Annotated in this window: 20 protein-coding genes; 6 read left to right on the top strand and 14 right to left on the bottom strand. The window is 66.1% G+C overall.

Annotation, left to right across the window (positions count from 1 at the left end; translation table 11 throughout):
- The first annotated feature begins 168 nt into the window (after nucleotides 1–168).
- Both tkt and fhuE read left to right on the top strand, forming a co-directional pair.
- Complete coding sequence (gene tkt, locus H7A87_RS15420) at nucleotides 169–2,169, top strand: transketolase (RefSeq protein ID WP_119127501.1); 2,001 nt, start codon at nucleotides 169–171, stop codon at nucleotides 2,167–2,169.
- Nucleotides 2,170–2,688: 519 nt separating this feature from the next.
- Nucleotides 2,689–4,881 carry a ferric-rhodotorulic acid/ferric-coprogen receptor FhuE gene (gene fhuE / locus H7A87_RS15415; protein ID WP_119127503.1) on the top strand — a complete coding sequence of 731 codons (2,193 nt, stop codon included), beginning with the start codon at nucleotides 2,689–2,691 and terminating at the stop codon, nucleotides 4,879–4,881.
- Nucleotides 4,882–5,163: 282 nt separating this feature from the next.
- Here fhuE and H7A87_RS15410 read toward each other — a convergent pair whose 3' ends face one another.
- Nucleotides 5,164–6,141 carry a LysR family transcriptional regulator gene (locus tag H7A87_RS15410; RefSeq protein WP_180497038.1) on the bottom strand — a complete coding sequence of 326 codons (978 nt, stop codon included), beginning with the start codon at nucleotides 6,139–6,141 and terminating at the stop codon, nucleotides 5,164–5,166.
- A gap of 98 nt (nucleotides 6,142–6,239) precedes the next feature.
- On the opposite strand from H7A87_RS15410, the gene H7A87_RS15405 reads away from it, so the two are divergent.
- Nucleotides 6,240–7,001, top strand: a complete 762-nt coding sequence (locus H7A87_RS15405; protein WP_119127505.1) for an SDR family oxidoreductase — start codon at nucleotides 6,240–6,242, stop codon at nucleotides 6,999–7,001.
- A gap of 55 nt (nucleotides 7,002–7,056) precedes the next feature.
- Here H7A87_RS15405 and H7A87_RS15400 read toward each other — a convergent pair whose 3' ends face one another.
- From H7A87_RS15400 to H7A87_RS15380, 5 genes are all read right to left on the bottom strand, one after another.
- Nucleotides 7,057–7,785, bottom strand: coding sequence for a M23 family metallopeptidase (locus H7A87_RS15400; RefSeq protein ID WP_119127507.1), 729 nt, complete (start codon nucleotides 7,783–7,785; stop codon nucleotides 7,057–7,059).
- A 2-nt stretch (nucleotides 7,786–7,787) separates the two neighbouring features.
- Nucleotides 7,788–8,711, bottom strand: coding sequence for a L,D-transpeptidase (locus tag H7A87_RS15395; protein WP_180497037.1), 924 nt, complete (start codon nucleotides 8,709–8,711; stop codon nucleotides 7,788–7,790).
- Nucleotides 8,712–9,080: 369 nt separating this feature from the next.
- A complete protein-coding gene (locus H7A87_RS15390) occupies nucleotides 9,081–11,795 on the bottom strand; it encodes a TonB-dependent receptor (RefSeq protein ID WP_119127510.1) in 2,715 nt (904 codons plus the stop codon).
- Between the two features lie 136 nt (nucleotides 11,796–11,931).
- Nucleotides 11,932–13,107, bottom strand: coding sequence for a phosphatidylinositol-specific phospholipase C1-like protein (locus H7A87_RS15385; RefSeq protein WP_119127512.1), 1,176 nt, complete (start codon nucleotides 13,105–13,107; stop codon nucleotides 11,932–11,934).
- A 131-nt stretch (nucleotides 13,108–13,238) separates the two neighbouring features.
- Nucleotides 13,239–15,197, bottom strand: coding sequence for an acetyl-CoA hydrolase/transferase C-terminal domain-containing protein (locus tag H7A87_RS15380; RefSeq protein ID WP_180496739.1), 1,959 nt, complete (start codon nucleotides 15,195–15,197; stop codon nucleotides 13,239–13,241).
- Nucleotides 15,198–15,347: 150 nt separating this feature from the next.
- Between H7A87_RS15380 and H7A87_RS15375 the strand changes: the two genes are divergently transcribed.
- Genes H7A87_RS15375 through H7A87_RS15365 form a run of 3 tightly spaced genes read left to right on the top strand, consistent with a single transcriptional unit; the run spans nucleotide 15,348 to nucleotide 17,588 of the window.
- On the top strand, nucleotides 15,348–15,716 hold the full coding sequence (locus H7A87_RS15375) for a BlaI/MecI/CopY family transcriptional regulator (RefSeq protein ID WP_180496737.1): 369 nt from the start codon (nucleotides 15,348–15,350) through the stop codon (nucleotides 15,714–15,716).
- On the top strand, nucleotides 15,706–17,004 hold the full coding sequence (locus H7A87_RS15370) for a TonB family protein (protein ID WP_119127516.1): 1,299 nt from the start codon (nucleotides 15,706–15,708) through the stop codon (nucleotides 17,002–17,004). Before H7A87_RS15375 ends, H7A87_RS15370 begins: the two co-directional genes overlap by 11 nt.
- Entirely contained in the window at nucleotides 17,004–17,588 is a 585-nt protein-coding gene (locus tag H7A87_RS15365) for a hypothetical protein (protein ID WP_119127518.1), read from the top strand. Before H7A87_RS15370 ends, H7A87_RS15365 begins: the two co-directional genes overlap by 1 nt.
- Nucleotides 17,589–17,606: 18 nt before the next feature.
- On the opposite strand, the gene H7A87_RS15360 is transcribed toward H7A87_RS15365, so the two are convergent.
- The 8 genes from H7A87_RS15360 to H7A87_RS15325 all read right to left on the bottom strand — a co-directional run bounded on the left by H7A87_RS15360 (nucleotide 17,607) and on the right by H7A87_RS15325 (nucleotide 23,478).
- Nucleotides 17,607–18,164 carry a flavin reductase family protein gene (locus H7A87_RS15360; protein ID WP_119127520.1) on the bottom strand — a complete coding sequence of 186 codons (558 nt, stop codon included), beginning with the start codon at nucleotides 18,162–18,164 and terminating at the stop codon, nucleotides 17,607–17,609.
- Nucleotides 18,165–18,210: 46 nt separating this feature from the next.
- A complete protein-coding gene (gene modC, locus H7A87_RS15355; RefSeq protein WP_115677306.1) occupies nucleotides 18,211–18,825 on the bottom strand; it encodes a molybdenum ABC transporter ATP-binding protein in 615 nt (204 codons plus the stop codon).
- On the bottom strand, nucleotides 18,825–19,511 hold the full coding sequence (gene modB / locus H7A87_RS15350; RefSeq protein ID WP_180497036.1) for a molybdate ABC transporter permease subunit: 687 nt from the start codon (nucleotides 19,509–19,511) through the stop codon (nucleotides 18,825–18,827). Before modB ends, modC begins: the two co-directional genes overlap by 1 nt.
- Before the next feature lie 15 nt (nucleotides 19,512–19,526).
- Nucleotides 19,527–20,303 (bottom strand): molybdate ABC transporter substrate-binding protein, encoded by a 777-nt coding sequence (modA, locus tag H7A87_RS15345; RefSeq protein ID WP_115677399.1) that lies wholly within the window; start codon nucleotides 20,301–20,303, stop codon nucleotides 19,527–19,529.
- A 75-nt stretch (nucleotides 20,304–20,378) separates the two neighbouring features.
- Complete coding sequence (locus tag H7A87_RS15340) at nucleotides 20,379–21,203, bottom strand: MBL fold metallo-hydrolase (RefSeq protein WP_119127986.1); 825 nt, start codon at nucleotides 21,201–21,203, stop codon at nucleotides 20,379–20,381.
- 13 nt (nucleotides 21,204–21,216) lie between these two features.
- The gene (locus H7A87_RS15335; RefSeq protein WP_232087859.1) at nucleotides 21,217–22,149 is read right to left on the bottom strand and encodes a S1/P1 nuclease; all 933 of its coding nucleotides are present in this window, start codon (nucleotides 22,147–22,149) and stop codon (nucleotides 21,217–21,219) included.
- The gene (locus tag H7A87_RS15330; protein WP_104584833.1) at nucleotides 22,121–22,735 is read right to left on the bottom strand and encodes an OmpW family outer membrane protein; all 615 of its coding nucleotides are present in this window, start codon (nucleotides 22,733–22,735) and stop codon (nucleotides 22,121–22,123) included. Before H7A87_RS15330 ends, H7A87_RS15335 begins: the two co-directional genes overlap by 29 nt.
- A gap of 119 nt (nucleotides 22,736–22,854) precedes the next feature.
- Nucleotides 22,855–23,478, bottom strand: a complete 624-nt coding sequence (locus tag H7A87_RS15325; RefSeq protein ID WP_119127524.1) for an OmpW family outer membrane protein — start codon at nucleotides 23,476–23,478, stop codon at nucleotides 22,855–22,857.
- Nucleotides 23,479–23,697 lie beyond the last annotated feature (219 nt).

Raw genomic sequence — 23,697 nt, 5'->3', positions numbered from 1 at the left:
GGGTGGTCATGCAGCACCGGGGCAGGGATTGCGGTGTTGGCATCAGCAGCAAACCTGCAGCGCTGCATCCCATTCCCCATTCCCGACTCCCCATTCCCCTAACGCGCTCTGTGGGAGAATAAGTGTCTCCGCTTCCAGCGGTGTTCCCCTCCGCTTCCATAGACGCCCATGACCCAGCCCACCCGCCGCCAGCTGGCCAACGCCATCCGTTTTCTCGCCGCCGATGCGGTCGAAGCCGCCAAATCCGGCCATCCCGGCATGCCGATGGGCATGGCCGATATTGCCGAAGTGCTGTGGAACGATTTCTTCCGGCACAACCCGAACAACCCGCAGTGGTTCAACCGCGACCGTTTCGTGCTGTCCAACGGCCACGGCTCGATGCTGCAGTACGCGCTGCTGCACCTGTCCGGCTACGACCTGCCGATCGAGCAGCTCAAGCAGTTCCGCCAGCTGCACAGCAAAACCGCCGGCCATCCCGAGCGCAGCGAAACCCCCGGGGTGGAGACCACCACCGGTCCGCTCGGGCAGGGCTTTGCCAATGCGGTCGGGTTCGCGCTGGCCGAAAAGTTGCTGGCGCAGCGCTACAACCGCCCGGAGCTGGAAATCGTCGACCACCGCACCTGGGTGTTCATGGGCGATGGCTGCATGATGGAAGGCATTTCCCACGAAGCCGCCTCGCTGGCCGGCACCTGGGGCCTGGGCAAGCTGGTCGCGTTCTGGGACAACAACCAGATCTCCATCGACGGCAACACCGCCGGCTGGTTCAGCGACAATACCCCGGAGCGTTTCGAGGCCTATGGCTGGCATGTGATCCGCGATGTGGACGGACATGACGCCGAGAAGATCAAGGCCGCCATCGAGACTGCGCTGGACAATACCGACAAGCCCACGCTGATCTGCTGCCGCACCAAGATCGGCTTCGGCGCGCCGAGCAAGGCCGGCAAGGAATCCTCGCATGGCGCACCGCTGGGCAAGGAAGAACTCGAGGGTGCACGCAAGGCGCTGGAATGGCCGTACGGCCCGTTCGAGATTCCCGAGGAGATCTATGCTGGCTGGCGTGCCAACGGCACCGGCACGCTGCGTCAGGCCGAGTGGGAGCAGCTGTTCGACAAGTACGGCAAGCAGTATGCGGCCGAAGCTGCCGAGCTGACCCGCCGCTCGCATGGCGAGCTGCCGGCCGACTTCATTGCCCAGGCCGATGCCTATATCGCCAAGGCGCAGCAGGACGGCCAGACCATCGCCTCGCGCAAGGCCTCGCAGCTGGCGATCGAAGCGTTCGCGCCGTTGCTGCCGGAACTGATCGGCGGCTCGGCCGATCTCGCGCATTCCAACCTGACCTTGTGGAAGGCCAGCAAGTCGGTGGCCACCGATGACCCGAATGCCAACTACGTCTACTACGGCGTGCGCGAGTTCGGCATGACCGCCATCGCCAACGGCCTGGCGCTGCACGGCGGCTTCATTCCGTTCGACGCCACCTTCCTGGTGTTCAGCGATTACGCCCGCAACGGCGTGCGCATGAGTGCGCTGAATCCGGCCCACGCCATCCATGTGTACACGCACGACTCGATCGGCCTGGGCGAAGACGGCCCGACCCATCAGCCGGTGGAACACCTGGCCTCGCTGCGCTACATCCCCAACAACGATGTGTGGCGCCCGGGCGATGCGGTGGAGTCGGCGGTGAGCTGGAAGGCCGCCATCACCCGCAAGGACGGCCCGAGCTGCCTGGTGTTCAGCCGCCAGAACCTGCAGCACCAGCCGCGCAGCGACGAGCAGCTCAAGCTGATCGAACGCGGTGGCTATGTGCTGGCCGAGGCCGAAGGCGGCGTGCCGGACGTGATCCTGATCGCCACCGGGTCGGAAGTCGGGTTGGCGGTGGAAGCCAAGCAGACCCTGGACGCGGCCGGCCTGAAGACGCGCGTGGTGTCGATGCCGTCGACCGATGTGTTCGATCGCCAGGATGCGGCCTATCGCGAGTCGGTGCTGCCGAATGCGGTGCGCAAGCGCGTGGCGGTGGAAGCGGGCGTGACCGGCTTCTGGCGCAAGTACGTGGGCCTGGATGGCGACGTGGTCGGCATCGATACCTTCGGCGCCTCGGCGCCGGCGGACCAGCTGTACGCGTACTTCAAGATCACCGCCGAGCATGTGGTTGCGGCGGCCAAGGCGCTGTAAGGCCTTGCGTGTTGCCTGAAAAAAGCCGGCGAAAGCCGGCTTTTTTTGTTGGGCTCGTGCGCGAAGGGGGGCATCGTGCAGCGGACCATTGCACGCGTCAGTGCGTCGTTGGCCAGCGCTGATGCGCGGATCCTTGTCAGCGCCTGTAACTGCGCATCCCGCATCGGCGGATCGGATCGTGCCCGGTGCGTGGTAGCGCGGGGTTGCCTGCTGGGCAGACAGTCCATCGAAACGGGCCGTGCTGCTCTCCTTGGGACGGCCGGATCGGGTCCGCGCTGGTGGATCGCTATGGCGATGGCGGACGGCGGGGATGCAGATCGATCTGCGGGCCCCACAGCCAGGTAGCGCTCGCTTGTGTCAAGCGGATGCTAAAAAAATGTCAATCCGGCTGTTTAAAATGTGAATCATTCCCATTAAAATGGCGCGCTGCCGGAGGTCCGGCACAGCGTTCCTCCCCCCCTATTGCCGGCGCGGCGTCTTCGCAGCGCGTGGTCTGACCCGTCTGTGTTGGAGTCCCCGATGATCCGTAGTACCGAATTGCGTCTTGCTTCCGTGGGCGCGCGTCGCCATGTCCTGCCGCGCGCGCTGCTGGCCGCGCTGTGCACCATGGCCGCCGGCCAGGTGCTGGCCGAGACGCCTGCTGCCGCACCCGATGCCGAGGTCACCACGCTGGACCGGCTGATCGTGCAGGGGGAACAGGCCAAGGGCTACACGGTGGAGAAAACCACCGCCGGCACGCGCATGGACCTGTCGTTGCGGGAGATTCCGCAGTCGGTGACCGTGATCACCCGCGACCGCATGGACGACCAGAACCTGCAGAGCATCACCGACGTGCTCAACAACGTCACCGGCATCTCGGTGGCGCAGAGCGACAGCGAGCGGCTGGAGTTCTACGCACGCGGCTTCTACATCGACAACTACCAGTTCGACGGCATCCCGGCCTACATGGAGCAGGCCTGGAGCTACGGTGACTCGGCGCTGGACGTGGCGCTGTACGACCGCGTCGAAGTGGTGCGTGGCGCCACCGGCCTGCTCACCGGCTCGGGCAATCCGTCGGCCTCGATCAACCTGGTGCGCAAGCATGCGCTCAGCCGCGACTTCACGGGCACCGTGTCGGTGGGTGGCGGCGATTTCAACAAGACCCGTAGCGTGGCCGATGTCACCGTTCCGCTCAGCCCCAGCGGCAACGTGCGCGCACGGGTGATCGGCGTGTACCAGGACGGCGAGTCGGACATGGACCGCTACAACCTGCGCAAGAAGATCGGCTCGGCCATCATCGACGCCGACCTCACCGACAGCACCTTGCTGAGCGTGGGTTACGAGTACCAGAAAAAGGAATCGGACGATGTCACCTGGGGCGGCTTCCCGCTGTTCTACAGCGATGGCACCCGCACGAGCTACGATCGTTCGTTCAACCCGGCAGCCGACTGGACGTTCTGGGACACGCGCCTGCAGCGCACCTTCGCCAGCCTGCAGCAGAGCTTCGACAACGGTTGGACCCTCAAGGCCAATCTGAGCCACGAGAACACCGAAGCGGCCAATCACCTGTTCTATCCGTTCTATACGATCTTCGGGTTCGACCGTGCCACCGGCGGCGGCGTGGTGCCGTACTCGGGCAACTACCTGACCGAGCGCAAGGCCGATGGTGCCGATGTCTATGCCGAAGGCCCGTTCCAGCTGTTCGGCCGCGAGCATCAGCTGGTCGCCGGCGCCAGCTACAACCGCCGCGAGTACGTCAATAACGGCACCTTCGATTTCCCGGCGGCACTTGACAGCTACTTCGGCTGGACCGGCGCGTACCCGGAACCCAACTGGAGCCCACGCACGGTGCAGAGCGACGGCACCATCAAGCAGAAGGCCGCCTATGTGGCTGCACGCTTCTCGCTGGCCGATCCGCTGACGCTGCTGGTGGGTGCGCGCTATACCGATTGGCAGATCGATGGCCGCAACTTCGATTCGACCACGCAACGCCTTGTGCCGTTCTCCGACACCCAGACTGAAGTCACCCCGTACGCCGGCCTGGTCTACGATATCAACGACGTGTGGTCGACCTACGTCAGCTACACCGAAATCTTCAACCCGCAGACGCTGCGCGATGCCAATGGCGGCTACCTGGATCCGTTGAGCGGCAAGGGCTACGAGGCCGGCGTCAAGGCCGCGTGGTTCGACGACAGGCTCAATGCCTCGCTGGCGATGTTCCGCATCGAGCAGGACAACCTGGGCGTGGCCACCGGCGGCTTCGTGCCCGGTAGCAGTGAATCGGCGTACCAGGCCGCCAACGGCGTGGTCAGCGAAGGCTTCGATTTCGAGGTGTCCGGGCGGGTGACCGAGAGCTGGAACACCACCTTCGGCGCCTCGCACTACACCGCACGCGATGACAACGGCACCTCGATCAACACGCATCTGCCGCGCACCACCCTCAAGCTGTTCAACAGCTACACCCCGCAGGGTGCGTGGAGCGATCTGACCGTGGGCGGCGGCGTCAACTGGCAGAACCGCTCGTACTACGTGGACCCGGCCTATGGCACCTTCCAGCAAGGCGCCTACGCACTGGTCAGCGCCTTCGCGCGCTACCGGCTGTCGCCGCAGTTCTCGGTGCAGCTCAACGTCGACAACCTGCTCGACAAGCGCTACTACGCGCAGTTCAACGGTGGCTATGGCGCATGGGGCGCATCGCGCAACGGCATGCTGACCTTCAACTACACGTTCTGACCGCTGACCAGGCCGGGCGCGCTTTCAGCGCCTGGCCTGCCACTGCAACGATGCAGGCACCTCGCAACAGGTGCCTGTTTTCTTGTCTGTAGCCTGCGGGCCGATCCTAGGTCTGTTGCGCGTATTGCACTGCTTGCGCTGCATGCCGGAACTGGTGTGCTTCAGTGGAATCGATCTGGTGCACAAGGCGCTGATGGCCTGTCCCGCCAGCGTTGGCGTGCTGCAGGGCCGCTTCCGCACGCGCATGCGCGCCGACGTGCCGGCAATCGCATCCACGGCGGGCTAGGGCTGCAACGGCTCCAGATGCGGCGCCATCACCTCTGCAACCCAGTCCATGAACGCACGCACGCGTTGCGGCAGGTGGCGACGCTGCGCGTAGAGCAGCGTGACCGGCATCGGTTCCGGTGCAAGGTCGGCAAGCACTTCGATCAGTGCGCCGCTGTCCAGATACGGACGCAGCGGGCTGGCCGGCGCCTGGATGATGCCCAGGCCCGCCAATGCCGCAGCGAGATAGGCATCGCCGTTGTTGACCGTGACCGGCCCGCGCATCGGCAGCAGCTGGTAGGCGTGTCCGTCGTGGTACTCGAAGCCGGGCGAGCGCTGGCCCAGTGTCGGCACATAATGCACCAGGTCGTGGTGTGCCAGATCGTCCAGGCGCTGCGGCATGCCCCGTTGTGCGAGATAGCCGGCACTGGCGCAGCTAATGATGCGAAACGCACCGAGCGGCCGCGCGACCAGGTTGGTGTCTTCGAGCGTGCCTACGCGCACCACGCAATCGAAGCCTTCGCGCACCACATCCACGCGCCGGTCGGTGCCGCTGATTTCCACTTCCAGCTGCGGGTGCTGCGCCAGGAACCCGGGCAATGCGGGAATCACGAATGTGCGCGCGATGCCGGAGGACATATCCACCCGCAAGCGCCCACGCAGCTGGCTGCGTTCGCGCTGAAACATGCTCTGCAACTCGTCCATGTCGTCGAGCAGGTCGCGGCTGCGCTGGTAGAACGCGGTGCCGTCGCCGGTGAGTTGCACGCGGCGCGTCGTGCGATGCAGGAGTTGCGTGCCGAGCGAGGCTTCGAGCCGCTGTATGGCGGTGGAGACGCTGGCTTTGGGTAGCCCCAGCGTGTCGGCGGCACGCGTAAAGCTGCCGAGCTCAGCCACGCGCAGGAAGGCGCGCAGCGACTCCAGGGTGTCCATCGATTGGTCGAGGTTCTTGAACGGTGCAATCAGGTTGGACCGATTTATGCGGTGCGGCAAGCGCAATAGTCTTGGCACGGTCAGGCAGTGTCACGCCCGTCTCGCGGTCACGGCTGGTGTGTTGATCGCTCCACATCGCATGCAACACGCACCGGAGTCCATCCATGTCGACCACCACACCGATCACCCTGATTACCGGCGGCAGCCGCGGCCTGGGCCGCAATGCCGCGCTTGCGCTCGCTGCAGACGGCAGCGATATCGTGCTGACCTACCGCAGCCAGGCAGATGAGGCGGCTGCGGTGGTCGCGCAGATCCACCAGCTCGGCCGCCGCGCGCAGGCATTGCCGCTGGATGTTGCCGACACTGCGTCGTTTGCGGCATTCGCCGCGCAGTTGAAGCAGGTGCTGGCCGGTTGGGACCGCACGCAGTTCGATGCGCTGGTCAACAACGCGGGCGCCGGGTTGCATGCGGCCATCGCCGACACCACGCAGGCGCAGTTCGACGCACTGGTCAACCTCCATCTCAAGGGGCCGTATTTCCTGACCCAGGCGCTGTTGCCGCTGATCGCCGATGGCGGACGCATCCTCAATGTGTCCAGTGGCCTGGCACGCTTCGCGCTGCCCGGTGCATCGGCTTACGCGATGATGAAAGGCGGCGTGGAAGTGTTCACCCGTTATCTGGCCAAGGAACTGGGGGCGCGTGGCATTCGTGCCAATACGCTGGCGCCGGGCGCGATCGAAACGGACTTCAACGGCGGGACCGTGCGCGATAACGCCCAGGTCAACGCGATGGTGTCGTCGGTCACGGCGCTGGGACGGCCAGGACTGCCGGACGATATCGGGCCGGTGGTTGCTGCGTTACTTGCGCCGGGGACGGGGTGGATCAATGCGCAGCGCATCGAGGTATCGGGCGGGATGTTGATCTAAATGCGAAGGCCTGCGCATCACGCGCAGGCCTGTGTCTGCATCGCCACGTCGTGCGTCACTGCAGGGGTTGATCGCCATGCAACACGGGATAGGGATTCAAGACCTCTCCCTTCCACCATTGTTTTTCCGGTCCCAGGCGATGGATCTCGAAGTGCAGATGCGGCGCGGCGGGATCGGCATTGCCGGTGCTGCCGACGTAGCCGATGATCTGGCCGCGCTTGATCGACTGCTTTTCTGCCAGGCCGTCGGCATAGCGCTCCAGGTGCGCATAGTAGTAGCAGTACGTCCCGGCCGGGTCGAATTGATAAATGGTCAGGCCGCCGCGTTCGCTGTTGAACAGCTTCTCGACCGTACCGTCTGCCACCGCAATCACCGGCGTGCCGGTCGGCGCAAGAATGTCGATGGCATCGTGCACGCGGCCTTCGCTGCGTGCGTCAGTAAACGTATTCTGCAGTTGGCCGCTGCTGATGCCTTGCACCGGAATCAGCAGGCCACTGCCTGCACTTGCAGCGTCAGGCGAGGGTGCGGATGCCGCCACGGTTGGTGCGTCTGCAGCACCTGCCGTTCCGGTGGAGGGCGACGCGGCAACGGCGGGAGCAGCGGCAGCCGGAGCAGCAGCGGAGGATGCCGCCGGCCCGGCGCCTGCCGTTTGGGCCTGCGCTGCCACCGCAGACGCAGTGGCAGAAGTGGGTGCCACCGCCGCCTGCGGGGCCTCGCGTTCCAGCCACCAATAACCGGCCGCACCGAGCAAGACGCCCACCACCAGCATCATCAGCAGTTTCATGCTTACTCCTGCATCACCACCGGCATGGACGGGCCAACCACGCTGGCCAGGTTGACCACGTCCCAGTTGGTCAGGCGCACGCAGCCATGCGATTCGGTCTTGCCGACATGGCCCGGTTCCGGCGTGCCATGCAGGCCGTAATGCGGTTTGGACAGATCGATCCACACGCGGCCGACCGGATTGTTCGGGCCGGACGGCAGGGTAGCCTTCTGGTCCCCCTTCTTCGCGTCCCAGAACAGCTTGGGGTTGTACTTGAACACCGGATCGCGCGCGACGCCCAGCACCTTCCAGCGGCCGATCGGCAGCGGATCGTGCTTGCTGCCGGAAGACACCGGGAACTGCGCATACACCTTGCCGTCGGCATCGAACAGGCGCAGCGTCGATTCGGACTTGTCGACCACCAGCTTGGCCGGCTTGGCCAACGGCGGGACACCGTCGATGTTCGGCACCTGGATCACGCCGCCGGCCTTGTTCAAGTCCACGCCGGGGTTGAGTTGGCGCAGCAGCTCCGGCGCGGCATGGAACCGTTCGCCCAGCGCCTCGTCCACAGAGGTATAGCCCAGTGACGTCAGCTTGGCCTGTTCGGCCGGTCCCTTCGGAATCGGCTGGAACGGCCCGGCCACATCGGCATCGGTGAGCGTGTATTGCACCAGCGCCGGCGTGCTGTCGGCCTGCAAGGCCTGCCAGGTGGCGTCATCCAGCTCGCCGGTCACCTTGATCTTGTGCGCAGCCTGAAATCCCGACACGGCGCGCTGTTGATTGGAGCCACGCTCGCCATCGATCTGTCCCGGCGAGAAATGCGCACGATCCAGCAACACCTGCGCATGCAGGTCCGAGCGCGGACCAGTCGGCACGACGGTCGCAGCGGGCGTTGCTGCCGCAGCAGGTGCGGCGGCGGGCTGCGGCGCTTGCGCCAGTGCGGACAGGGAGGTGCCCAGAGCAAGGGCGAGCAAGCAGGCGCGAGCGTGGATGCGTGGTGGCATGAGCAGGTCCGAAAGAGGCATGTGCGCACCTTGCCCGAGCCGCCTGCGTGGTCTGTGTGAAATGGCTGCACCGGGACTGACTGACGACGCGGTCTCGATGCGAATCGTGCGTGGATATCTGTGATTTCTCTTCCGCGCAGCTGTCGATGCGATGTGTCCGCCTGGCTGGGTTTCTCCCCGGCGATGGCGTGCGTCGTGCACGATGCAGCAATCGATCGCCCGGGTGTCAGTCAGGCGATCGATTCGAGAGCAAGTGCAAACCCGGTCCCTGCAGCGGCAGACATCGCGCCGCAGCTGCCTGCCGATCCGCCGTCAGTAGGTGTAGCCCAAGGTCAGCATGTACACCCGCCCGGTCTGCACATAGGCGCCGTCGGCACCGGGGTCATAGGCCATGTAGCGCTTGGACCTGCCCTGGGTTTCGTAGAACGTGGCGGCATTGAGCAGGTTCTTGGCCGACACCCCCACATCGACGTGGTGCGGCAGATGATAGGTCGCAGTGAAGTCCAGCGATTTGACCGGTTGCAGGTAATAGTTGAGCCGGTCGCTGGTCAGCCCAAGCAATTGCAGGCCGGTGTAGTTGTAGCTCAGGTCGGTGCGCAGATGCGTATCGTCGTAGAACAGATCCAGGTTGTAGATGCGCTCGGGTGCACGCGGCAGCCAGGTCTTTTCCGGTTGATCGCTGCGTTTGCTGTCCGCCTGGCTGTGCTGCAGCGTGAGGTTGGCGCTGACGCCAACGTTGCTCCACAGTCCCGGCAAATCCTGCAAGCGTTTGTTCGCTGCCAGCTCCAGTCCGTAGATGGTTGCGGTGCCGCCGTTCTGCGGCATGGTCACCGGCACGCCGTTTTCGAAGGTGGTGCCGGTCGGTACCAGCCCGCCCAGCGTGTTGTCGTTGCTGGTGGCCGATTGCGAGGTGTAGATGAAGCCAGTGATGCGCTTGTAATAGGTCGATGCGCTGAGCACACCGCCGCTGTGGTCGTAGAATTCGGCAGAGAGATCGGCGTTGTCGGCCTTGCTCGGATGCAGGTCGGGATTGGGCTTGGAGATGCCCACCACCTGCTGGGTGTCGTCGATGGTGTACACCGTTTCGCCGGAAATCAGGCCGAATGCCGGGCGGCTGAAACTGCGGCGCAACGAGGCGCGGTAGACGGTGAGATCATCCGGGCGATAGTTGACGCTGATGCCCGGCAACACCTGTCCGTAGGTGCTGCCGGTGCCGACGAAGCTGCCGGTGCTGCCGTCGCCGCTGGACTGCCACGATTGTGCCGAATAGCGTGTCAGCTCGTAGCGCACGCCGGGCAGCACGCTCACCGAGCCAATATGCAGCGCGGCCATCGCATAACCGGAATAGATCGCCTCGGTGCTGGAGGTGGTGTTGGCGTTGTAGTCGTTGGCGGTATAGACACCGGCGCCGTTGGGATCGTTGACGTATTTGTAGGGCAGTGCCTGCGCGAGCATCCAGTTGCGGTCCAGCAGCTTGAACGGGCCGGCGTAGCGGCCATCGAAGGCGTTGTAGGTGACGCGGCCCGGGATCGCGCTCAGCGCTGGCCCGCCGGCGGTGGGGAAGGCGTAGTTGGGACCACCAAAGTAAGGCCCGTTGGTGACGAAGTTGCCGTCCTTGTGGAAGAACGGGTGATCGTAGGCGCCGCGATCGGAGTGGTCGGCAGACAGGCCGAGCTTGACGCTGTCCAGCACATCGCCATCGACCTGGTAGGTGATATCGGTGTGCGCGTTGATGCGGTTGTCGTGGCTGCCGGCGTCATGCCCCTGCACCTTCCACAACAACGAGGAATCCAGGTTGTAGAAGAAGTCCTGCAGGGCGGGCGTGCTCGGCGCGATGTTGGGATAGCGCGGGTTACTGAGATCGAAGGCGAAGCTGCCGGGCGTAAAGCCATACAGGCTGGCCGACACGTAGTCCGGGCGGCTGCGGGTGCCGCGACCGACCGAGCTGCCGTAGTCGAAGCGCAAGCGCTCCAGCGTGGTCTGGCCTCCCAGCTGCAGCGTCGCCAGTTTTTCGTCGATATCGTGCGTGTTGAAATAGCCGCCGCGCACCGCGGTGGGCTGGTTGCGATAGGTTTCCAGGCGCGCGCTGGATTGGTCCTGTTGTCCGGTGACGCCGTAGCTGCCGTAGACGGCACGCGCATACAGCGCGCTGTTGTCGCCTTGCCAATCCAGCGAGAGGTTGCTGCCGTAGCGCTCGATCTGGCTGGTGTAGAGGCTGTACTTGTAGCGGGTGCTGATCAACGGCCCGACATCGCGCAGGTCGGTTGCAGTGGCCAATGCGGGATCGGCCGGCACGTATTTGCTGTTGGGCGCCGGCGCCTGCGCCATGTTGTTGTTCTTGCCGTAATACGCCGATGCGTAGAGGCCGAAGGCATGGCCATCGCCGAATTTCCAGGCCAGCTCCTGCTGGAAGGTGCCGCCGGTGTGCTTGCCGCCCAGCTTCGAAGCCAGCGCGTTGAACTGGCCCTGCGCGGTGCCCTTGGCGTAGAGATCCTGGCCGAAGTCGAAGGCATTGGGCGTGCGCATGTCGATCGCGCCGCCGATCGAATCGCCGGGCATGTCGGGCGTGGGGGATTTGGACACCTGCACCGACTGGATGCCGAACGGCGCCAGCATGTTCAAGGAGATCGCACGGGTCGACGAATCGGTTTCCGGCATGCCGAAGCCGTTGAGCGTGTAGGCGTTGTAGCTGGCGTCCATGCCGCGAATGCTGACGTAGGCGTTTTCGCCGGTGGTGGCCTGGCCCAGATGCATGTCGCTGTATGCCGACAGGCCCGGCATGTGCGAGACCACATCGGCGATGCCGCCCGAGGGGATCGCATCGATCTGCTGCTTGCTCATCACGCTGTTGACGCTGCTGGACAGGCGCTGTTCGTTGAGCGATCCCGGTGTGGCGGCGTGCTTGGCCTGCACGTTCACCGAATCCAGCGTAGTGGTGGCAGGCTCCGGCGTCTCGGCAAACGCAGGGGCGGACAGCGCCAGCGCGATGGCGCAGGTCAGGCGATGGATGGTGCGGGGGGGCTGCATGCAGTTGGCTCGCGTGGTTGGAGAACGTGGGGTGCCCGGCCCTCGTGACGCGGGTACGGGCGTGCGTCGCCGACGCCTTCCTTTGCGACAGCGCTGTGCTTGGGGCCGGGATTGCGACGACGATCGCGATCGCGACTCAATGCCTGAGGTCGACGCCCGTGCAGTGCGCCTGCGCCAGCTGCGGATTGCAGCGTGCGACGGCATCGCCGTCGAAACGCACCACATAACCGTTGCCGGCCGGCTCGTGTGCGGGGAAGTCGGTGCTGAGCAACTGCGCGCCACTGGCCAGCATGCGGTCGCGGCGGGTGGTGTCGTGTCGCAGCGCTTCCTTCAGGTCTGCGTCGGTCCGCGTGCGTACCAGATAGCCGGCTTTCACCAGCTGGGTGATCGTCTCGGCGGGGCCGTCGTTGAGTTCGGTGAACGCGGCATCGTCTTGGCCAGGCACGGCATTGGTGAAGCACACACGCCCGCGCAGCGACGGGTGCCCGGGCAGGTAGCTGGCACCGGCCGCACGTTGATCCAGCAGGAACACCACCTTGCCGCGCGCCTGGTCCAACGCCGGCCAGCCGTGCGCACGCACCGCGGCGTCGAGCGTGGCTGCGCTGCCACGCACCTGATCGGGGCTGAGGTACTCGCCGGGTCGAAACACCGAACGCAGTTCGGCATCCAATGCATCCATCGCCGCCGCATCGAACGGCTCCGGCTGCACGGTCGGAAAGGCCAGTTGCATCGGCGCCTGCTTGGTTTCCAGCAGGATGAAGATCGGCACATGCCCGGGATGCTGCGTCGACCACGCGCGCACTTCCTGCAGGCAGGCGATCAAGGGCTGGCAGGTACTGCGCTGGTCCACATCCTGCACATGCATGACCTTGAAGCCCGGTTTGTCCATGACCCCGGCGGGTGCGCTTGGCGCTGCGGGCGGCAAGCCGGCCTTGGCAACCTGCGCGACGATGGCCGGGTGCGCGTAGCGGCCGCCGTTGGCGTCGGCGAAGACATCCAGTTCGAGTTGCCGGACGCCATCGTCCAGTTGTTGGGTCAGCGGCGGATGGCGGTAATCCAGCGCCGCGAACAGCTCCGGACTCAGTTGTTGCAGCAGCGTCGCCTCGCTGGGGGCGAAGCCGGCGTGGTAGCTGTTATGGCTGCCGATATATTGCAGGTCGGTAAGGCGGGGAGCGGCATGCGCGGCCACGCCGGCCATCAGCAGCAGGCCAAGGCATGCTGCGCTGCGTGTGCTGCTTCGCTTCGCGCGCGATGGCTTCGTTCTGCGGTCATTGCGTGGATTCAACGCCGAAACAGCGGGGAGCAAGCGCATGCAGCCAGGCCGGAAAGAAGGTATCCGCCATCATCGCGGCCAAATCTGACGCAAGGCTTTCCGCCGTGTTGCCGTCGTGCGTCATATTGCGGAAAACGCGCCATGGCCTCGCGTCTCGCGACACGGACGGCTCAGTGCACTGCGGTTTTCCGCAAGGCATATGCCAGCAGCCGTGCCTGCACGCGCTCGGCACTGCTGCGTGGTGCATCCAGTGCCATCCGCTGCAGAGCGGCGGCACCGCTTGCATCGCCGGTATCGCGTGACAGCAGTGCGCGGCAGAGGGTCATCAGCTTGGCGCTGTTGCCGGCCGTTGCGCGTTTGAGCCAGGTCAGGGCGCGCAGCACGCGCTGCTCGACCTCGCTGAAGTCGCTGCCGAGCGGGTAGTCGGGCAGGCTGCCATCGCGACGGAACGGCGCCAGCGCCTGTTCCAGCGCCTGCGGTGTGTTGCGTCGTGCACGCGCAGGCAATGCAGGGTCGCCACGTAGCTTGCGCGATGCCTTGGCGCTCGCCAGCAATGCGTCCTGAAAGCGTGCATCGCAGATGCCGGCCATCGCCAGTACGCAGTCCTGGTCGGTCTGGTGGCGCAGGTCGGCGATGCCGTACTCGGTGATGTACAGGTCGCGCAGATGGCGCGGGATGGTGGTGTGCCCGTAGTTCCAGCGCACATTGCTCGCTGCGTGCGCACCGGCATCGCGCGTGGCCCGCAGCATCAACGCGCTGCGCGCCTGCGGCAACGCATGCGCCATCGCCACGAAGTTGTATTGGCCGCCGACACCGGAGACCACACGGCCATCTTCCAGCCCGTCGGACACCGCCGCGCCGAGCGCGGTGGCCATCATGCAGGAGTTGAAGAAGCGCGCATCGCGGCGTTGCAGGCGCTCCAGCGTTTCATTGCCGCCATACAGCTGGTTGATCTGGCTGATGCGGCGCATGCCGATGGCATCGCGCGTGTCCGCATCCAGATCGCGCAGCCAGCGGTAGAAATCCGGCGAGCCGAGATAGAACGCGCCGTGCAGAAACTCGCCTTCGCGTGCCAGGCGCGCGTGATCGGCCGCGTCGGCGCCACCGTCGGCGATGCGCTGCATCAGCGGCAGATCATCGTGCACCTTGCGGCGGATCACGCCGCAGTCCACCAGCTGCTTGAAACCTTCATTCAGCATTTCGCTGCAGCCATACAGGCCGGTCTCGAACGGCGCCAGGCCACCGCTGGCGCGCACGGCAGGGTGTTGTTCCAGTTCCGGGTCCAGCGCATGCAGCACACGCCGATAGGTGGCGTTGTCGGTGTGTCGCAAGACCAAGGCATGGCTCAGCGCATCGGCCAGGGTGCCGATGCCGATCTGCAAGGTGCCGCCATCGCGGACCAGCGTGCTGGCATACAGACCGATGGCGTAATCGACGCTGTTCACCGGTTGCCTGGGCAGGCCGAACAGGCGCGGCGACGGACCGGGCAGGTCGATGACCAGGTCGAAGAAGGCCTCCTCCACCGCCGCGGTGCCACCGATCCACGGCAGTTGCGTGTCCACTTCCGCCACCAGCATGGGGCGCGGCAGGCCAAGTGCCTGCACCGCATCCAGCGTGTCCTGGGTGATGTCGTTGTTGCACGACAACGACAGCCGCGTGCCGCCCGGTTCGCGCGCCACTTTCTGCACGATCAGGTTCGGTGCGCGCTGCGCCACTGCGGCAGCAGCGTGGGTGTAGTTGAGACTGGTGTAGTCGGCCTGCGCCTGGGTGGAGTGCAGCAGCCCGCCGGACTGCATGTAGAACTCTTCCACCTGCACATGCGCCGGCAGTGCATCGCGCAGCATGTCATCGACATAGGCAAGACGCGGGAAATCCTCGCCGAAATGGCGCGCGATGAACGGGGCCGCAAAGCGCGCCTCCAGCCCCGTGCCCGGCTTGGGCGGGTTGAGCGACAACGCGGTATACAGCGCCAGTGGCCGCGTGGGTGTGTGCTTGAGCTGCGCATATAGCGCGTTCAATAGCCGGTGCGGCTTGCCGATGCCCAGCGGCGCGCCGACACGCAGCGGGCCGTCGAGGCGTTGCAGGATGTGCGCAACAGCGCTGGGCAGGTCGGTCAGGTGGTCAGTCATCGGTGCAGGGTAGCCGAGGCGATGGCGGGGTGGTTACCCGGGCTGCCGACAAGACCGGGTTGATGCACCCGTTGCCGCAACGCTGTTGGGACGGGCTTGACAGGTCAAAGTTTTACATGCGTAATCGATAAAAATTACGGATGTAATCGCATGCCAATCAGCGAAGCCGAAGCAATTGTGATGCAGGTGCTCTGGGATGCGGCGCCGCGCAGCGCCGACGACGTGGTCGCCGCGCTGGCTGCCCACAGCAACTGGGCCGAGCCGACGGTGAAAACCCTGCTCAACCGCCTGCTTGGCAAGGGCGCCATCCGCGCGGTGAAAGAAGGGCGGCGCTATCTCTACTCGCCGGTGCTGGCGCGCGAGCAGTGGGTGCAGCAACAGAGCGAGGGGTTGCTGCAACGCCTGTTCGGTGGGCGGGTGGCGCCACTGGTGGCGCATTTCAGCGAGCGCGGAAAACTCAGCGCGTCCGATATCGCGGAGCTGAAACAACTGATCAAGGAGCTGGACGATGAACCCTGAGGCCTGGGTCCTGGTGTCGCGCGCAACGCTGTACATCACCGTCGCGCTGCTGGTCTGCCTGTTCCTGCGTCGCCCGCTGCGCAAGCTGTCGGGTGCCACCGCGGCGTATGCGATCTGGTCCTGCGTCCCGCTGGCCCTGGTGGCGGCCGTGTTGCCAGGCCCGTCTCTCGGCGTGGCGGTGCCGAGGTTACCGGCGCTGACTGCCCTGCCGGCGCTCTCCAGCGTGCAGGGCCAAGGCCAGGCGTGGGCAAGCTGGCTGGCGGCAGCGTGGCTGGGCGGCGCGGTGGTGATGGCGTTCGGAGTGTGGACGCGGCAACGGCGCTTCCTGCGCCGCCTGGGTCCGTTGCACCGGCTCGACCACCGGCTCTGGTCGGCCACGCACGATGTCGGCCTTCCTGCATCGCTGGGACTCTGGCGTCCGCGCATCGTGGTACCGGCGGATTTCAGCGTGCGCTACAACGCCGATGAGCGTGCGCTGATCCTGGCGCATGAGCGCATGCATCTGCGGCGCGGCGATCTGCATGCGAATCTGCTGGCAGCGCTGATGCTCTGCATCGGCTGGTTCAACCCGCTGATGCATCTGGCCTGGCGTGCGTTCCGGCTGGACCAGGAGCTGGCCTGCGATGCGGCCGTGCTGGCGCAACATCCGGGCAAGCGCCGCAGTTACGCCACCGCCATGCTCAAGACCCAGCTTGATGCCGGTTGCACGCAACTGGCCTGTCATTGGGCTGCGTCGCCTCCGTTGGCGCAACGGATCGCGGCACTGCGCGGTTTACCCGCAGCTGCCGGGCATGCGCACTGGCGCGTGGTGATGGTGCTGCTGCTGGCGGCGACGATCAGCACCGCTGCCTGGGCCGTGCAGCCGGCGCGCATTGCGTTGCCGGCACAGCCGGCGCTGGCGGCGGGCAACGCGGTGGATTTTTCCACGATGCAACCGCCGAGGTATCCGGCAGCCGCGGTCGACAAGGGCATCGAAGGTTTTGTCGAACTGCAGATCCAGGTCAGCCCGGGCGGCATACCGGAGCAGATTGCCGTCGTGCAGAGCAGCCCGGCCGGCGTGTTCGATCAAGCGGTGCTGGAGGCAGCGCGTCATTGGCGGCTGACACCTGCGTCTGCACATGGCAGGGCGATTGCTTCCACGGTGCGCGTGCCGGTGAAGTTCGAACTGGATGCGCCGGAGCAAACGTCCACGGCTGCCGATGCCGGCGCAGCGCGCCCGGATGCACCAGCGTCCAGCCGTCTTGCCGGTTGTGCCTCGGCAGGCTGCGCAATGCAGGAGAAGCCGTGATGCGATTTACTCCGATATGCACTGCAGCCCTGGCGCTGTCGCTCGGCGCATGTGCAACGCAGGGCGTGCAGGAACAGCAGCGCAGCCAGCGCGAAGATTCGGTGGACCAGCGCATGCTGAGCGCGCAGTCGGGCGGTGAAGGCGGTGGCTCCATCCGGTCTTACACACTGGCGCCGGCACAGCGTTTCCGGATGCCGCGCGCACTGCGCAGCGATGCGCCGGTGCTGCCGGCCGACTCGCCACGGCAGACACTGCCGCCGACCACCGTATGCGCGCATGTGATCCTGGCCGCCGACGGCGCGGTGCAGCGCGTCGATCCCATGTCCGATCGCGACGAATGCGCGGCCGGTCTGCTGCCGGACAACGCCGATTTGCTGCAGGCGGTGCGTACCACGGTGCAGCAGTGGCGGTTCGTGCCGGCCGCACTGTGCACGTTTGCCGCAGGCGTGGCGCAGCCGGCGGCGCTGGACGACTGCAGCGGCGCGATCAGCGAGGAACCGGTACCGGTGACGCTGTCGTTCGCGTTCACCTTCGAAGTACGGCAGGGCAAGGTCAGCGTGCGGCAGGGCAAGGTGGCGCAATGAGCATGCGCATCGCTGTCATCAGAGCATTTCAGGTGCGAACAGGCGCCGCCGCGAGACTTCTTTGCCGGACAGCATGAAGCGGCCATCGCCGCGGTAATGCACCGTCCTGGGCAGCGCGGGCCGCCTGGCCACCTGCGCGCTCACCACTTCCCAGACGAAGAGGGCGTGGCGGTTGATCTGCCGCCCGTCGTGCAGGCGGCATTCGAAACTGGCGTAGCACTCGGCGATGGCTGGCGCCGCGACCTGTTGGCCGGGGACGGCAGTCAGCCCGAAGTGGTCGAACTTGTCGATCTGGGCACCGCTGCTGTTGCCAATGCCGATCACGGTGTCGAGCAGCTCGGCGGTCGGCAGATTGATCACGCATTGTTTGCTGCGCCGGACCAGTTCGAAACTGTGGTTGCCGGGAGCGATGCAGCAGGCAATCAGCGAGGGCGAAAACTCCAGCACCATATGCCAGCCCATGGTCATGATGTCGCGTTGGCCCTTGTGGGCCGAGCTCACCAGCACCACCGGCCCGGGTTCGAGGAAGCGGCGCACCTGCTCCACCGGGAATGCATGTTTCCGATACTGTTTCATGGACACACCAGCTGATTGGATGTGGCGATCGACGGTGCCGATGCGCTCATTCCAGCACATGCACGCTATCGGCGATGCGCTGCACTTCATCGGGATTGTGGCTGACGTACAACATCGGCAGGCGGATCTCGTCGCGCACGCGCTGCAGGTAGGGAATCAGTTCTTCGCGGCGCGCCTGATCCAGCGCCGACAAGGGCTCGTCGAACAGCAGGATCGCCGGTTGCGACAACAAGGCGCGGCCGATCGCCACACGCTGCGCTTCGCCCCCGGAGAGGTTGCGCGGCCGGCGTTGCAGCAAGGGCGCGATACCCAGCAGTGCCACCACGTCGTCGAAGCCGAATGGCGCCGCGCCTCGGGCGTGCCGGCCATAACGCAGGTTGCGGCGCACATCCAGATGCGGAAACAGCCGCGCATCCTGAAACACGTAGCCGATCCTGCGCTTGTGCGTGGGCAGGTCCACGCCTTGCCGGGCGTCGTACAGGCAGCGCCCGTCGATGCGGATATGCCCGGCCTGCGGCCGCACCAGCCCGGCGATTGCGTTGAGCACCGTGCTCTTGCCCGCGCCGGAGGGGCCGACCAGGGCCACCACACGGGCCTGGTCCTGGATGTGGACATGCCGTTGGAAATTGCCGCGCTGCAGGTGCAGGTCGATATCGAGCATCAGCCGTCCTCGCGTGGATGCGGTCTGCGCACCAGCCACTCGGACAGCAGCAGCGCCGCCAGCGAGATCGCCAACGCAACGCCGGCCAGCCGCCACACGCCCGATTCCATGCCCGGCACCTGCATCAGCCCGTAGATGGCCGACGACAAGGTCTGGGTTTCGCCAGGAATATTGGACACGAAGGTGATGGTCGCGCCGAATTCGCCCAAGGCCTTGGCGAACGCCAGCACCGTGCCGGCCACCAGGCCAGGCCAGGCCAGCGGCAAGGTGATGCTGAAGAACACCCGCCACGGGCCCGCGCCGAGCGTGGCGGCGGCCGCTTCCAGGCGACGATCGGTCGCTTCGATGGACAAGCGGATCGCGCGCACCATCAACGGGAACCCCATCACCGCGCATGCCAGCGCCGCACCGGTCCAGCGGAATGCGAACTGGATGCCGAGGTGCTCCAGCAGCCAGCTGCCGACCGGCCCCTGCGTGCCCAGCACCACCAGCAGCGCGTAACCGGTCACCACCGGTGGCATCACCAGCGGCAAATGCAGCAGGGCATCCAGCAGCGCCTTGCCCGGGAAGCGCCGCCGCGCCAGCAGCCAGCCACAGGCGATGCCTGGCGGCAGGCTGGCGATGGCTGCAACGATGGCGACCTTGAGACTCAGGCCGATCGCGGTCAGCTCCTGCGGGGTGAACATCGACAACGGCGCGCCTCAATCCTGCAACGAAAAACCACGGCGCACGAAGATCGCCCCGGCCGGCTTGCTGCCCAGCCACTGCACGAACGCGGCGGTGCCGGCATTGCTGCTGTTCTTCAACGCGGCAACCGGATACACGATGGCCTCGTGGCTATCGTCGGGGAAGGTGGCAACCACGCGGACCTTGGGGTCGGCGCGTGCATCCGAGCCGTACACGATGCCCAGCGGCGCCTCCCCGCGCGAGACCAGCATCAACGCGGCGCGCACGCTTTCCGACTCGGCCAGGCGATTGCTCACGCCGTCCCAGTGGCCGAGCTTGCGCAGCGCTGCGGCGGCATACTTGCCCGCCGGCACGCTGTTGGTCTGGCCCACCGCCAGCCGACCGCGCTCGCCGAGCGCCCTGGCAATTGCGCCCGGCTGGCGCGGATCCACGCGCAGCCTGCTGCTGGCCGGGGCGATCAACACCAGGGTATTGCCGAGCAGGTTGTGACGCTGCGCCGGCAGCACCAGGCCGCGCTGCTGCAGATAGTCCATCCATTCCAGGTCGGCCGAAAAGAACACGTCTGCCGGTGCGCCTTGCTCGATCTGGCGTGCCAGTGCAGAGCTGGCGGCGTAGGAGACGCGCACGGGCGTGCCGGTCGCCTTCTGGTAGGCGGCCGCGGCCTCGTCCATGGATTCCTTCAGGCTTGCCGCAGCAAACACCGTCACCGGCGCGGTCTGCGCCGTGGCCAGGACGGGCAGGGCAAGCATCAGCACGCAGAACGCGCGCTGCCAAAAACCGATCGTGCGCATGGGGGGCTCCAGCAGGGTCAGGCACCGATCATAGCGGCTGCGCGCGATGCGCCGCGTGGCGGCCACGCTGACGCGTCAGCGAACCACCCCGTCACAGCGGCCGGCCTGTAGATTGGTCTGCAATGCCGGCCGGATCAGCCTGGGCTCGGGCAGCGTGGCATCGCGTGCCTGGCGCTGCGCCACGAACGCATCGACCTCCACGCCATCGCGCACATGGATATTGCTGCGCCGCTGTTCGCCGATGCTGGTCTGGTAGGCCACGTCGCGGCCGCCCGGGCCGTAGTCATGGCAGACGAACACGCGCGTGTCCTCCGGCAGCGCGTACATGCGCTGGATCGAGGCAAACAGTTGCCGTGCATCGCCACCGGGGAAATCGCAGCGCGCGGTGCCGGCGTCGGGCATGAACAACGAATCGCCGGGGAACAGCGCATCGCCGATCAGATACGCGATGCTGTCGCTGGTATGCCCGGGCACCGCGATGACACGCACCTGCAGCCTGCCCAGGGCGAAGCGCTCGTCATCGGCGAACAGGTGATCGAACTGCGAGCCATCGGCACGGAAGTCCTCCGGCAGCGCATAGCGTGGCGCGAGCGTCTGCTGCACGTCCCGGATGCCGTCGCCGATGCCGATGCGTGCCTGCGGCCAGTGCTGTTTCAGCCACTGCGCGGCAGACAGGTGATCGGCATGCGCATGGGTTTCCAGCAGCCACTGCACCTGCCAGCCACGGTGGGCGATGGCATCGACGATCGCCTGCGCGGCGCGCGTGCCGACCGCGCCGCTGTCGGCCGCATAGTCCAGCGCCGGGTCGATCACCGCTGCCGCCCCGGTCGCCGCGTCGGCGGCCACATAGGTGAAGGTGTTGCTGTCGGCGTGGAAGAACGCAAGCACCTCGGGCTGCATCGGCGTCTCCATCTCAGGGCGCGGCCAGCGCCGCATTGAGCACGGCGGCCAGTCGGTCGCCAGCCTCGCGCAATTGGGTCTCGGCAAGCGGACGATAGGTCGCGATGTAGTCGTCCGGCAACACGTGCTTGTCCGGATAGACGCCGGGCGTGATCGCGATCCTGCAGGAGGCCTGCGCCCAGGCCGCGGCCGGGGGTGGCAGCACCGGCGATGTTGCCGCGGTCGCCGGCAACGCCAGCAGGCGTTGCAGATACGCGTCGTCATCAAGCTGGCGGTCGTTGAGCATGCCGCTGTCCCACAGCGCATGCAGGTTGCTGCCCTTGCCAGCGACCTGCAGCTGGAATGCATTGCCGCCCTTGTCGTGCGCGTAGCCGGCATGCATCGGCTGGTGGATGTCGCCGACAAAATGCACCACGAACTTCAGGGCCTGCCGACGCACGTCCAGGGGCTGGCTGCGATCGGCAAGCAGCGCGGTCTGCCGATCCAGCGCGGCGATCACGCAGTTGCCGTCCGGGCAGTCGCGCGGCGGCTCGTACGTACAGTCGTGCTCGCCGAGATTGACGTAATGCCACGGGCCGGAGCGCTTGCCCAGGTCCGGATCGTGCTCGCGCAATTCGTCGGCCCAGGTGGCGACACCGGCCAGTGTCGGATTGGCGTCGCCTTTCAGCAATTGCGCCACTTGTGCCCGCGCCTGCGGGCTCAGTTCGGTCTCGGCAATGCGCGCCACCAGGCGGTGGCCCTGCGGCCCCCAGGCGAAGGCGCTGATGGGCTGGAGGGCCGCGACAACGGTTGCGGCAAGAAGGAGGAGGCGAGGGGAGAAGGTCTTCATCCGGCAATTGTACGCATCGGTCCGGGACGGTTTGATGGCCGTCCCGGTCCGACCACAGCCACGGCTCAGCGCGGCGTCTGCGGCAGGCTTAGAAATAGACCAGGTACGACACGCCATAGGTCAGCGGATCGATCCGCGCCTTGCCCAGCCGGCTGCCATTGAAATCGACATTGCTGCGCGAATCGGTCCAGCGCGCATCCACCCGCAGGCCGCTGCGCTCGTTGAAGATGTAGTCCACACCGATATGTGCAGTGGCGCCCACCGAGTCGTCGAAGCGCAGATCGCCGTTGCCGAAGGCGTCATCGACGTCCTCGCCGACAAACGTGGTGTAGTTGATGCCGACACCCACGAACGGAGACACCGTGCCGTAGCCGTTGATGTGGTACTGCAACAGCACGCTCGGTGGTACCGACCAATAGCTGCCCACCTTGCCGACGCCCTCAAGCTCCAGATCGTGCTTACCCGCCACCGCGGCATGCACCTCGATACCGAGATTGTTGCGCAGGAAGTATTCGTAGGTGAACGACAGCGTCGGGGCGCCCTTGATCTCGGCACGCGTGCCGCCGAAGCTGCCGCTGTCGGACTTGGGCGAGACATAGCCGGCGCCGTAGCCCGTGGTCCAGTGGCCGGCCGATTGTGCAAGGGCGGGTGCGGCCGAGGCGGCCAGTGCGATGGCGAGGGCGGTACGGATCAGCATGCTCATGGAATCCCCGGATAGGTCGGACAGGCGGTCGACGTGGCCAACCTGTCCGCAACTCCGGCGGTGGATTCACGTCCCTGGACGCCAAGTGTGCCAGAGATGCATCACGCACGCTGCCGGGCTCAGAAGCGGTGCACGTAGGCCAGGCCGTAGACCAGCGGGTCGATGTTGACCGTGCCGATGCGGCTGCCGTCGAGGCGCGCTTCGGTATCGATGTCGATCCAGCGCAGGTTCACCCGCAGCGCGCCGCGCTCGCTGAGCTTGTAGTCCACGCCTGCGTGCAGGGCCAGGCCCCAGGAGTCGTCCAGTTCCAGCTCGCTGCCGGCCAGCGCGCCACGCGTGTCGGTGCTGAAGAAACGGGTGTAGTTGATGCCCGCGCCAACGAACGGCGAGAGCTTGCCCTGGCTGTTGAAGTGGTACTGCAGCGAAATCACCGGCGGCAGATGCTTGGTGCTGGCGACACGTCCCAGACCGCGCAGCGCGATGTCGTGCTCGAACGGCAGCGCAGCCAGTACTTCGATGCCCAGGTTGTCGGCAATGAAGTATTCCGCAGTGAAGGTGGGCTTGATGTCCTTGCCGACGTCCGCTTCGAGCGTACCGCCGACCAGGCGGCCGTTATCGGATTTGGGCGCGACCTGGTGGGCACCGACGGCAACGGTCCAGTCGCCTTTGGATTGAGCCAGTGCGGGGACGCTGGCGAAGGCGGCGGCCAGGCCGGCGAGCAGAAGGGTAGAGCGCATGCGCATGGAAATTCCCGTTGTGTGCAGAGGATGGAAGAAGTCTTGGGGCTTTGCCCGATGGATGCCTTGATCCTGATCAATCGCTGCGCGCGCTGCCGCGACAGGTCATGCGCGGAGGTGAGCAGGGACCGGCACCGGCAGCAGCGATCTGCGCCGTGCCGGTGATCGCACCGGCGCATCGCTTCTGCGCTGCGATGCCAGGCGCCTGACGCCAGCGGCGGCGGG

The sequence above is a fragment of the Xanthomonas sp. CPBF 426 genome, from assembly GCF_903989465.1.
Classification (GTDB): Bacteria; Pseudomonadota; Gammaproteobacteria; order Xanthomonadales; family Xanthomonadaceae; genus Xanthomonas; species Xanthomonas euroxanthea.
This window is presented reverse-complemented; position numbering and strand designations above follow the sequence as displayed.